The sequence below is a fragment of the bacterium genome (assembly GCA_040754625.1).
Taxonomy (GTDB): Bacteria; JACRDZ01; JAQUKH01; order JAQUKH01; family JAQUKH01; genus JAQUKH01.
In genome coordinates this window covers 48538-60627 of the sequence record JBFMCF010000096.1, presented here as the reverse complement: position 1 = coordinate 60627, position 12090 = coordinate 48538, and the positions used below count along the sequence as shown (strand labels likewise).

The window sequence follows — 12090 nt, the reverse complement described above, 5'->3', positions numbered from 1 at the left end:
ATTTGAAAGATAACAATATGATTAATGATATGGAAAAAATCTTAAAAGAATACGGCCAGGGTAATGAAGAGATAATTGCTCTTTATCTTTTTGTATCTTACGCTGAAGATAAACAGAGGCCAGAGAGTGATGTTGATATAGCTGTCCTTACTGAACCGTACAAAAACAAACAAGAGAGTTTTATGTCCAGACTTAAGTTCAAGAATGATATTGCGAAATTGTTGAATAAAGAAATAGATTTGGTGATTTTCCAGGAGACAGGGGAAATTTTGTCTTATCAGATAATTAAAAACGGGAGAGTGGTTTTTGAACGGGACAGGGATAAATTATCTTTGTTCAAAAGCAAAACAATAGTCCAATATCTGGATTATCAATTTTTACTTAAAAAAATGCAGAAAGGCATGATTGTAGCGATTAGGAAAGAAGCTTTAAATGGCAGATAAAAATATTCTTTTAAAAAAGATATTTTAAAAAATAGATTGACTGACATAGATAATTATTTAATTGAGATAATTGATTATTATAAATTATAAAAAGGATTTTTATGCCGGTTGAAGAATTCAGCAGAGAAGAGGAAATAGATTTATTTGAATATTTTAAGGTCATATATAAATATAGAAATATTGTTATTGGTATAGTATTAATATCGGTATGTTTAAACGCAATAAATATATTAAAACAGCCGTTTAAATATAAGGCTTCTGTTACTTTCTTCCCGTTAAATGTGAAGGAATATAAATCTGAAAATATGGCAGGAGAAGTATTAAAACCCAAATTGGTTCTTGAAGATTTGATAATTTCAATTTTGAAAAGCAGGGAAATGGCGGATAAAATTATTAATGAGTTGCAATTGAAAACAACATGGAATGAAACTCTTTTAGAAGATACAAGAATAAAGCTTAGAGGTATAACAACAATTTCGTTAGGTAAAGGAAGTGTTATAACCTTAGATGTTATAACTCAGGATCCGGAATTGTCTGCAAAAATTGCTAACTCGTATCTGGATAAATTAGATAATTTTAATAGGGAACTTCAATTAAGCACAAATATTTCCCTGGTCCAGGTGATTGACCGCGCGGTTCCACCTGAAACAAGAATGCCAAGAGGATTAATTAAGAAATCTATTTTAACAGGAATATCCAGTCTTGTTTTTGCTGTTTTTTTTGTATTTATTTTTGAATATATTAAAAAGAATGACTTAGTAAATAGATTAAAAAATCTTAATGAAAAAAAACAGTAATGAATAAAAAATATTTTAAACCGCTATCCATGTTAGACATTGAGAAAATAGCTGCGGGGATAAAATTAATTGTGTTTGATTTTGATGGGGTATTTACTGACAACAGGGTTTTAGTTATGCAGGATGGTTCAGAAGGTGTTTTATGTTCCAGGAGTGACGGTTTAGGGCTGAATATGTTGAGAGATATCGGCCTTAAAATGCTTGTCATTTCCAAGGAAGTCAATCCCGTTGTTTCGGTCCGCTGTAAAAAACTAGGAATACCTTGTATACAGGGAATAGACCACAAGGCCATAGTTCTTAGAAGGGAAGTGAAAAAAATAGGAATTGATTTGGAAAAAACAGCTTACGTGGGAAATGATATAAATGACCTCGAATGTCTGCAGATTGTTGGTTTGCCTGTTTGTGTGGCTGACGCGTATCCTGAAGTTAAAAAAATATCACTGCATATTACAAAAGCCCGCGGAGGGAAGGGCGCTGTAAGAGAATTTTGTGATTTTGTCATCAAAATAAAACAAAAAATTTAGAATTGTGAATATTCAAGCCGAAATAAAAAAAGTCATAGATATTGAAATAAACGCGCTATCCGATATTAAAAAAGAAGTAAGCAGGGAATTTGAAAAAGCGATTAATGCCATTTTAAATTGCAGGGGAAAGGTAATAATAACAGGTATTGGGAAATCAGGTATAGCCGCGAAAAAGATTGCTTCCACAATGGCGAGCACAGGTACACCTGCTATTTTTATGCATCCCTCGGAAGCTATGCACGGGGACCTTGGAATTGTAAATTCGTCTGATGTCGTGATTGCTATCGGGAAAAGCGGTGAAAGTTCCGAATTAAACACCCTGCTTCCTTTCCTTAAAAAAATCAAAGTAAAAATTATATCAATAACTTCCAATAAAAACTCGCCTTTAGCAAGAACTTCGGACATTGTAATAAATATCGGAGATATTAAAGAAGCATGCCCTTTTAATCTTGCCCCTACATCAAGCGTTACCGTGTCAATTGTTATTGGGGACGCATTTGCGGTCGTACTAATGAAGCTTAGAAATTTCAAGGTTGAAGAATTCGCATTTTTTCATCCAGGCGGACGTTTGGGGAAAAGGCTTAACCTTTTAGTTTCGGATATTATGTTATGCGGTATGGAGAATCCGGTTGTTAACGAATACGACAATATTCACAAAATGTTAATGGTTATTACAGAAAAAAAAGCAGGGGCCGTTTCAGTAATTGATAAAAAAAGTAGATTAATTGGGCTTGTAACGGATTATGACATAAGAAGAATTCTAGAAAAAGGGAAAGATATTTTTAAATTGAAAATCAACGATATTATGAATAAAAAACCAATTTTTATTTATGAAAATGAGAAAGCTTTTACAGCTTTGGAAATGATGGAAAAAAGGGAAAAACCAATAACAATTTTGCCTGTTATAAATAAGAAAAAAATTGTTGTAGGTATGGTCAGAATGCATGATCTTATCAGCATTGGTTTATAATTTAAAAATTCTTGACCTCTTAACATTTATAATCGAAGAAATTAATATATCTTCGGAAAATTTTTTAAAACTAATAAAGTTATCCAATTTTATGAATCCATCGGATAGAGTGGTTTCAAAGTTTTATTCTGTTAGTGGAAAATCTCCATTCGAATTTTCTAATAAAGCTTTTTGGTATGTTATTCATGTGAGGTCCCGGCATGAGTTTAAGGTATTGGAGAGGTTAACAGAAACCGGGATAAACACATTTCTCCCTGTTGTGGAGAAACTAAACAGATGGAAGGATAGAAAAAAACTGGTAAAGTTTCCGCTCTTCCCGGGATATCTTTTTGTTAATATGCTTAAAAATCCCCAAAATGTGTTAAATGTTTTGAAGACAACGGGTGTAGTGAAATTTCTTGGGATAAAACATGGTGAACCGGAGCCTGTACCGGAGGAACAAATTATTTTTCTAAGAAGAATTGTTGAAAGCCGGGAACCCCTCGATCCGTATCCTTATTTGAAAGAAGGACAGAGAGTGAGGATAAAAAAAGGCCCTCTTTCAGGAGTCGAAGGTGTTCTTTCAAAAAGGTCCGGACAGCATATACTAATAATTTCAGTGGACGTGCTTATGCATGGTGCGTCTTTAAAAATAGATGCATCAGATGTTGAAAAAATTTAAGAATTTAAATTGCCCATCGTTGGTTACTGTTTACAGAAATGTAACTGAGAGGGCGAAGCACTATAAAAAAACAAAAGCACCAGGGGATTTCGTAAGTATCAATAATAAAATAATATAACAATGCCGTCTCATTTATTATTACTATATGTATATTAGAAGCCGAAAAAAAACTACCACATGGAACCTTTTTATCCGATACGGATCGATTCTATTGGCAATTGTTTCGGGCGTTATCATGGTTCCTCTTTATCTCAAATTTATTCCAACTGATGTTTATGGAGCATGGCTTGCCAGCGGGAATGTTCTTATATGGTTTTCGTTTTTTGATCCTGGGCTGACTGTTGTATTACAGCAACGAATAGGTTCCGCTTATGGAAAACGGGATTATCAAACCATACGCGAACTTTTAGGAGGCGGGTTGTTTATTGCTGGCGTTATTTCGATTTCCATAATTGCTATTGGTTTTATCATTGCTCCCTATTTACCGTTGTTTCTTAGCCTGCCTCCCGGTATAGATAAATCGTTAATAGTACAGGCATTTTCTATCGCGGTGATTGGAACTTCTCTAACAGTTTTCTCTTTTTCAATTTCTGCCATTAACCAGGGTTTTCAAAGCAGTCTGGGATTTGGACTTACAAATTTTATTGTCACTGCACTTATGACTGTTCTGACTGCCGTTTTGCTTTATAAAGGTTTTGGCTTGCTTGCCATAGCTATTGCTTCGATCTTTGGTGGAGTATTCTATACATTGGGACAAGGCACATACCTTATTTGGAGATTGACGGATGAAAAAATAGGATTTAAATTTTCGTTTAATAACATTTCTGCTTTAACAAAACTTTTATCGTATACATTTCTGGGACGCGTATCTGGTATACTTGCTAATAACGTGGATTTGTTTGTTGTTTCCCGGTTTCTGGGTCCGGAGACGGTTACAATTTTATCCCTGACCCGTAAAGCTCCTGATTATAGCAAGGAATTTGTCAACCAGCCGAGTGTAGCTTTTATGCCTGCTATTTCTCACTTGACTGGTTCGGGTGAAATTGACAAAGCGCGAAAAGTCCTGATTCGTTTAATACACATGCTGCTTTGGATACTTTGTTTAACTGTTGGAGGCCTTATTGCCTTAAACGATGATTTTGTAAGGCTTTGGGTTGGCCCGTATCTGTTTGCCGGTAAAACCATCAATCTGATAATTTGTGTGTCACTTATTTTTACTTTTACTGCAAACTGTTTTGGGAACATTTGTATGGCTCTTGGCAATATTAAAGGAAACAGTTTAGCAGGTCTGGTGCAGTCACTGGTATTTATCCCTTTAGTGATTTTTGGAACTAAATATTTTGGTTTGCTTGGCACAGTACTTGCCCCATCAGTCGCAATACTTGCAGTTTCAGCTTGGTATTATTCCCGAACTTTTTCCAGGTTGCTTAAATTGTCTGTTCAAGATCGTAAGAATATCATGTATGAAGGTTTTTTGGCTTTGGCCGTTATGGTTTCTTTAACTTTGGGATTCTCATGGTGTTACCCGGAAAACTGGTTTCGATTTTTCGCTCTGGTGGCGGTATTTTGTTTTTTATATAGTTGTCTTATTTACTTGGTTTCAATGAATTTCAGGTGTGAAATTAAGGGAGTTATCCAGAAACTGCGTATACTGCCAACTTGACTTAAAAGCTAATCATTATTCAACGATAAAATATTCACAAGGTTCCTGATTTATTAAAAAAATTATATTATCCATTCTAATCATTATTTTAAAAATGAGGATACTTTCATTTAAAATTCCTGTTGACAAGGAATGAAAGAATTGTTATATTGCACTGGCTATAACGAATCAGTTGAAAGTTAATTATGAAGATGTATTATGGGAGGAGGGGAGAATATTAAAATATTTGCATAGTTGGTTATTGTAAAATAAATTTATAATTAATAAACTGAAAAGGAGATTTTTTAGATGGGCAAGACAGCGATAACTATTACTACTATAAATGTTCCAGAATTTATAAAAGGAATTTGTCAAAATTTAATAAATTATAATAGATTAGATGTCTCAATTCTTGTTATTGGCGATGTTAAAACACCAGCTGAAACTGAAGAATATTGCAAAAAAATAGCTGATAAATTCAAATTTGATATTGAATATTTAAGCATTGAAGGTCAGAAAAAAGCTTTATTCAAACATAAAGACCTGCTGGAACTTTTTCCATACAATACACCCGATCGAATTATGTTAGGCGGTATGCTTAGTTATATGAGAGGATGTGACAGGCTGATTGCAGTTGATGACGATAATTATACAACTGAACATGATTTCGTGGGATTTCATTCTGTGACCGGCACAGAAGCCAATCTGAAGTTGATTAAGAATAGTTCGGGATGGTTTAATGTCCATAGTGCGTTGGAAGAGGAACATAATATTCCTTTTTATCCTAGAGGTTTTCCATGGAAACAAAGAAATCCTGAGGCAAGTAAAAAAACATACAGTTCAAAAAAAGTCAAAGTGGTTGCAAATCAGGGATTAGTGCTCGAAGATCCCGATATAGATGCTATTTCACGATTATTTTGGCCTATACGTGCCACTGGTATGAAATCTGATTTTGATCAACAGTTTGGTCTTTACCCGGGAACATGGTCTCCGTTTAATTATCAAAACACATCCTTATGTCGTGAATTAATACCTTTATATTATAGGCCACTATCAACTTTGAGGAACGGAGATATATGGACAGCATATTTAATTAACAAACTTGCCGGACATTTTGGTCATGTTATAACTTTTGGCCAACCCTTAGTAAGGCAAATAAGAAATATGCATGATTTATGGGATGATTTGGACATAGAATTAATAAATAATCGTGCGGCTGATGACTTTGTTTTATTGCTTCGGAACGCTGAGTTGACAAAAAATACTTATTTTGAAGCACTTGGCGAATTAATTAAAAATTGCCAACAAGATTTGGGAAAAATGAAAATACGTGGTGCTGTTGAAAAAGAAATGATAAAGCAATTTTTTGTTGAATATCAAAAGTGGTATAAAATTGTTTCTAAAATTATTGATAAATAAGCTTTCTATCATTAGAATTGCTTAAAGGCCATGCTATGAACAATGAAATAGCTCTTGTGACAGGTGCGAGTAAAGGTATTGGTGCTGCGACTGCACAATTGTTAGGGGAAAAGGGATATTTTGTATGCGTGAACTATTTCAAAGATATAGAATTAGCCCAGAATGTTGTAGATGAAATTTTGAAAACTGGTGGCAGAGCAGTTCAAATACAAGCTGACATTAGGAAGGAAAAAGATATTCTTAATCTATTTAAGTATATAGATAGGAATTATGGGGTTGTTACAGCACTTGTAAATAATGCAGGAGATATCGGAGGTTTTTCAGTTTGTGAAGAAATAACCTTGGATACACTTACGTCAGTTTTTTCATTAAACGTATTTGGTGTTTTTATCTGTATTAGAGAGGCAGTAAAACGCATGAAAAAAATTGGCAGAGGCGGTATTGTAAATGTTTCTTCTGAAGCAGCTATATTCGGTGGAAACAAACTTACACATTACGCCGCTTCAAAGGCAGCGATAAATATTGTCACGAAAGGATTCGCGAAAGAATTAGCTCCTTTTAACATCAGAGTAAACGCTGTGAGCCCGGGTGTAATTGACACGGATGTACATAAAGGTATTGCTAAAGAAAGGCGAGAAATGCTAAAACATTCATTGCCGACGGGCCGTATGGGTAAGCCGGTAGAAGTTGCGAGGACAATAGCCTGGTTGTTATCCGATGAGGCTTCTTATGTATCAGGTTCGATTATTCCTGTATCTGGCGCGCGTTGAACACCAAAAATGTGGCCGTGAGTTATGAGGAAAGTTAGAAAATGGATTCGAAAATAAAATTGTTACGATACTATGATAGAGTTAAAGGTATTTTGGACGGAGAATTTTTGCCACCCATAATGGCGGATGTGGATCCTGTAAATGGTGCATGTAACTTGAATTGCGAATGGTGCGCTCAGCGAGCAAGCCAGGAAACGAAAGAATCAACATTTATGTCTATAGAAACTATAAAAAAAATGGGACCGTTCTGTAAAAAATGGGGCATAAAATCCTGGAGGATAGCAGGAGATAGCGAGCCAACGTTGAATCCGGACATACATTATCTTTTTCAGAGCGGATATGAAAACGGTATCCATATGGGATTGATTACTAATGGGGTTTTGCTTGATAAAGTTAAAAATCTGCATTTACTTAGCTGGTTGGGTATAAGTTTAGATGCAGCCACTGCAAGGACCTGGAGCCAATTGAAAGGATCTTCGGAGAAAAACTTCCATCGAATTATCAATAACGTCAAACGTATCCGTGATAGTGTTCCGGACCTGGAAATTTCCCTCAAATTCATCAGATGGTGTGAGGAAATTCATCTGGGGAGAAAAGAGCTTTCGCCAACTATGGGAATCAGAGACAAGAAAAAGACAACTCAATGCAGACAAAAAGATAATTACGCTGATGCCGAAATGCTTCCTCAATTGGCAAAGACATTGGGATGCAAATATATTTTGAAAGATGCCTTGCCTAAGAACTCTGCAATTCAATATGAATTTGAAGTGTGCCGGGGGACTCCACTTTATGCAACTTTCGGGGCGAATCACAAATTTTATTTATGTTGCGATGTAAGAACCGGCTATATTCTTACGGACGATTATACTAGAAACAATTGGCGGGAATTATATGATTTGTGGGGTTCTCAAAAACATAAAGATTTAGTAGCTTCCATAAATCCAAAAAAATGCAAATTTTGCTCTAAAGAATGGCTTAATACCATTATAGGAAATATCATTCTTGACGGCACACACAGTAAGAAATATCAAGTAAATTTCATATAAAAAAACCTGTTTTAGGCTATGTTGCCTGCTTAGAACAGAGAAAGCCAGGGGAAAACAATGGATAAATTGAAATTGCATTTGGGTTGTGGCAATGTTCGCATCGATGGTTTTATCAATATTGATTCAAATTATTTGCCCAATGTTGATGCTGTGGATAATGTCAGGCATTTAAGAAAATTTGAAGAAAACTCAGTTGATTTAATTTATGGCAGTAATGTGCTTGAACATTTGGGCAGGTGGGAATATATGCCGGCGTTGAAAAGATGGTATGATTTATTAAAAAAGGGCGGAATATTGAGGCTTAGTGTGCCTGATTTTGAGTCTCTATGTGAATACTATATGAAAACAAAGGATTTGGAAACAATGTACTGCGCATTATATGGAGGGCAGGATAATCCCGGTAATTATCATTATTGGTGCTGGGATTTTAAAACACTTAAGAAAGATTTATTGTCTGTTGGGTTTGTAAATGTGCGGCGGTATGACCGTAATAAGACAGAACACGCGCAAGTGCGTGACTGGAGTTTAAATTACATGCCCTACAGAGATAAAAAAAATAAAATTTTGCCTGACAGTGAATGGTTTAAAGGTAAATTTGTTGCCCTTAACGTTGAAGCGATAAAAGGATAAATGAGTTAATGGAAAGCATAAATACGAATCCAGGATTTACAAATTATCTGGTCTTGAATAATTTGATGAGGCAGGTAGCGCCGTACCTGACAATGTTAAAACTGTTTTGAAGGGGATTCGGCAAATTGTTAGAGCGTAAAAATTCTGCTGGCACTCGAGGGAGGGGCAGGAATGGCGATATAAAGGAGTATGTGTAATAGATATGAATGATGTTCACGAGTCTCCATATTTAAGCATTGTTACCAGCTCAAGAAATGATGATCACGGTGGCAATATGTTTAAACGGACACAGACAACACTTAGTTCCGTCATAGGCCAGCTTGAAAAATATAAACTTAAATCGGAAGTAATATTAACGGATTATAATCCTCCTTCTCATAAACCTCTTTTAAAAGATGTATTATGCTGGCCTGAAGAGACAAAATATTGCACAATCAGGTATTTGGTTGTTCCATCGTCAATTCACACACGCTTCAAGGATTCGGATAAAACACCTTACAATTTCAGTGTGGCACAAAACGCGGGACTTAAAAGGGCACGGGGAAAGTTTGTTCTGATGACATCCATTGATATTTTATTTTCCGATGAATTAATAGAGTTTGTTGCCAAAGAAATTCTTGAGGCTGATAAGATATACAGGACGGACAGGCAGGATGTAAACAGAAATATATTGGAAGTATCGTCGGCTGATTTATTGGAATTCTGCAGGAAAAATGTTATCTGGATTCACACTCGCAACATTAGCATTCCAGTAGTGAGGAAAAAAAAACAACACTTAAGAAGTAGGAATCTTGATATCAATGCCGGTAATCGGGATTTCCCCAATTTGCATCTTAATGGAGCAGATTTATTATTAATGTCGAGGGAATCATGGCATTCTTTGAGGGGTTTTCCTGAAAGGGATAATTTGGGTCTGGGGGTGGAAATTTTGCTTTGCAATATGGCTTATTTAAAGGGGATTAAAGAAGAAATGCTTCCTGATGAATGCTGTATTTATCATATTGACCACGATTCCCGGTGGAGAAGTACGATTCCCGGATTGTGCGATAAAATACTTTTCTATTGTTTTTCGGATAAGCTTGCCAGCTGTTTAATGTTTTTCATCGGGGCTTTAAAGCTTGGGGAGTTAAAGAGTAAGCTTACTCCAAAAACATTAAAAGAAAAGAATAAGGATAAAAAACCTGAAATCAGCTCAGGATGTTATAAAGAATATTGGGAAGCAATAGATGAAATGAAAGACGGGAAACGCCAGATAGTTTATAATGGCAATGATTGGGGGCTGGGGGCTGAAGAATTGGAACAATATGTGATACGGAGGGCAGAGTGGGATGCGTATGCGAAAGAAATACGTGATTGTTCGGATACTGCATGGCTTGATGTTTAAGATATCACGGCTATTTAATTTCTGTCTATAATCTTGAAAAATATTTTTTCTGAAATTAGCACATTAATTCTCTGTGGAGGCTTCGGTAAAAGGCTGCGGCCAATAGTATCTGACCGTCAAAAGGCTCTTGCCGATATCATGGGAAACCCGTTTATCACATTTATTCTGGATCAGATTTCAAATGCCGGCGGTGAAGATGTGATTTTATGTACGGGATTTATGAGTGGGCAAGTCAAAAACCTTTTAGGTGATAGATACAAGACACTTTACCTGCGTTATTCAGAAGAAAATGAGCCTTTAGGTACGGCAGGCGCAGTGAGAAACGCGGCGGGTATGGTAAAATCTGACGCTATTATGATTTTTAACGGGGATTCGTACTGCAACATTAATCCGCAAACTTTATTAGAATGGCATACTGCAATAAAAGCATCATGTACGCTTTTGTTAGTTCAGGTGCCGGATGTGAGCAGGTACGGCTGTGTTAATTTTGATTCAAGTTACATGATTACTTCATTTGATGAGAAAAAAGCAAATAAAGGAAGTGGGTGGATCAATAGCGGAATATATTGTATAAACCGTGAATTAATAGCATCAATGCAGGAAAAGAAAAATATTTCATTTGAAAAAGATTTCTTCCCAAAAATGATTGGTAACGGATTGTTTGCATTTCCGCAGGATGCAGAATTCATCGATATAGGCACACCGGATTCGTATAAGGAAGCAGAAAATTTTTTTAAAAAGGTAAAAAGGTTTACTAAGGCTGAAAAATTTGGGAGTAATGAACAATGAAAAAAGCGTTGATTACAGGTATTACCGGTATGGTTGGTTCCCATTTGGCGGATTTTTTACTTGAAAATACAGATTGGGATATTTATGGGATGTGCCGATGGCGCAGTTCTATGGATAATGTGGAACACCTTCTCAATAGAGCTAATAAAAAAGACCGTTTATGTTTTATGTATGGCGATTTATGTGATTATATATCACTGCAAAATGTTGTTGAAGAAAGCAGGCCGGATTTTGTTTTTCATTTAGCCGCCCAGAGTTACCCGAGTACAAGTTTTACATCTCCCATACAAACACTTGATACAAACATTCTAGGCGCTGAAAGATTGCTGGAAGCATTAAGAAAATGCAAAGGAATCGACCCCGTTATCCATGTATGCTCATCTTCTGAAGTTTTTGGACGCGTAAAAAAAGATAAATTGCCGATTAATGAAGAATGTTCATTTCATCCGGCATCTCCCTATGCGATATCCAAAACAGGAACTGATCTTATAGCCAGATTTCATGCAGAAGCTTATGGCCAGAGAATTGTTGTAACCAGGATGTTTACGCACACCGGGCCACGCAGAGGAGATATATTTGCCGAATCCACTTTTGCAAAACAAATTGCGATGATTGAGAAAGGGTTGATTGCACCCGTAGTAAAGACCGGTAATTTAGATTCTTTACGTACATGGTCGGATGTCAGAGATGCTGTTCGGGCATATTATATGCTGGTCACTGTTAATCCGTTACCCGGTGAGTACTATAATATTGGCGGGACTTTTTCATGTACAGTTGGAGAAATGCTTAAGTATTTAATTTCGATTTCGACTCATAAAAATATAATTAGAGTTGAGACTGAGGCTTCAAGGTTTCGTCCTTTAGATGCCGATCTTCAGGTGCCGGATACAAGCAAGTTTGAAAGGCACACAGGCTGGAAACCAAGAATACCTTTCGAAAAAACTATGCAGGATTTGCTTGATTATTGGAGGGAAAGGCTTAAATTAGGCAGAGTTTTTCTGACAAGATAGAAAAA

13 protein-coding genes are annotated in these 12090 nt (G+C 36.0%); all 13 read left to right on the top strand.

Annotated features, from left to right (window positions below; genetic code table 11):
* The first annotated feature begins 29 nt into the window (after positions 1–29).
* The 13 genes from AB1498_08975 to AB1498_08915 all read left to right on the top strand — a co-directional run bounded on the left by AB1498_08975 (position 30) and on the right by AB1498_08915 (position 12085).
* A complete protein-coding gene (locus tag AB1498_08975) occupies positions 30–443 on the top strand; it encodes a nucleotidyltransferase domain-containing protein (protein MEW6088421.1) in 414 nt (137 codons plus the stop codon).
* 101 nt (positions 444–544) lie between these two features.
* Positions 545–1240 (top strand): Wzz/FepE/Etk N-terminal domain-containing protein, encoded by a 696-nt coding sequence (locus AB1498_08970; GenBank protein ID MEW6088420.1) that lies wholly within the window; start codon positions 545–547, stop codon positions 1238–1240.
* Positions 1240–1764 carry an HAD hydrolase family protein gene (locus AB1498_08965; protein ID MEW6088419.1) on the top strand — a complete coding sequence of 175 codons (525 nt, stop codon included), beginning with the start codon at positions 1240–1242 and terminating at the stop codon, positions 1762–1764. Before AB1498_08970 ends, AB1498_08965 begins: the two co-directional genes overlap by 1 nt.
* Positions 1765–1768: 4 nt before the next feature.
* The gene (locus tag AB1498_08960; GenBank protein MEW6088418.1) at positions 1769–2734 is read left to right on the top strand and encodes a KpsF/GutQ family sugar-phosphate isomerase; all 966 of its coding nucleotides are present in this window, start codon (positions 1769–1771) and stop codon (positions 2732–2734) included.
* Positions 2709–3395, top strand: coding sequence for a UpxY family transcription antiterminator (locus AB1498_08955; GenBank protein ID MEW6088417.1), 687 nt, complete (start codon positions 2709–2711; stop codon positions 3393–3395). The genes AB1498_08960 and AB1498_08955 overlap by 26 nt, the downstream gene beginning before the upstream one ends.
* A gap of 211 nt (positions 3396–3606) precedes the next feature.
* On the top strand, positions 3607–5058 hold the full coding sequence (locus AB1498_08950) for an oligosaccharide flippase family protein (protein MEW6088416.1): 1452 nt from the start codon (positions 3607–3609) through the stop codon (positions 5056–5058).
* A gap of 288 nt (positions 5059–5346) precedes the next feature.
* Complete coding sequence (locus tag AB1498_08945; protein MEW6088415.1) at positions 5347–6456, top strand: hypothetical protein; 1110 nt, start codon at positions 5347–5349, stop codon at positions 6454–6456.
* A gap of 35 nt (positions 6457–6491) precedes the next feature.
* Positions 6492–7226, top strand: a complete 735-nt coding sequence (locus AB1498_08940; protein ID MEW6088414.1) for an SDR family oxidoreductase — start codon at positions 6492–6494, stop codon at positions 7224–7226.
* A gap of 41 nt (positions 7227–7267) precedes the next feature.
* Complete coding sequence (locus AB1498_08935) at positions 7268–8272, top strand: radical SAM protein (GenBank protein ID MEW6088413.1); 1005 nt, start codon at positions 7268–7270, stop codon at positions 8270–8272.
* Between the two features lie 57 nt (positions 8273–8329).
* Positions 8330–8902 (top strand): methyltransferase domain-containing protein, encoded by a 573-nt coding sequence (locus tag AB1498_08930; protein MEW6088412.1) that lies wholly within the window; start codon positions 8330–8332, stop codon positions 8900–8902.
* Between the two features lie 202 nt (positions 8903–9104).
* Positions 9105–10286, top strand: coding sequence for a hypothetical protein (locus AB1498_08925; protein ID MEW6088411.1), 1182 nt, complete (start codon positions 9105–9107; stop codon positions 10284–10286).
* A 33-nt stretch (positions 10287–10319) separates the two neighbouring features.
* Positions 10320–11075, top strand: a complete 756-nt coding sequence (locus tag AB1498_08920) for a nucleotidyltransferase family protein (GenBank protein MEW6088410.1) — start codon at positions 10320–10322, stop codon at positions 11073–11075.
* The gene (locus AB1498_08915) at positions 11072–12085 is read left to right on the top strand and encodes a GDP-mannose 4,6-dehydratase (protein ID MEW6088409.1); all 1014 of its coding nucleotides are present in this window, start codon (positions 11072–11074) and stop codon (positions 12083–12085) included. The genes AB1498_08920 and AB1498_08915 overlap by 4 nt, the downstream gene beginning before the upstream one ends.
* The last annotated feature ends 5 nt before the right edge of the window (positions 12086–12090 follow it).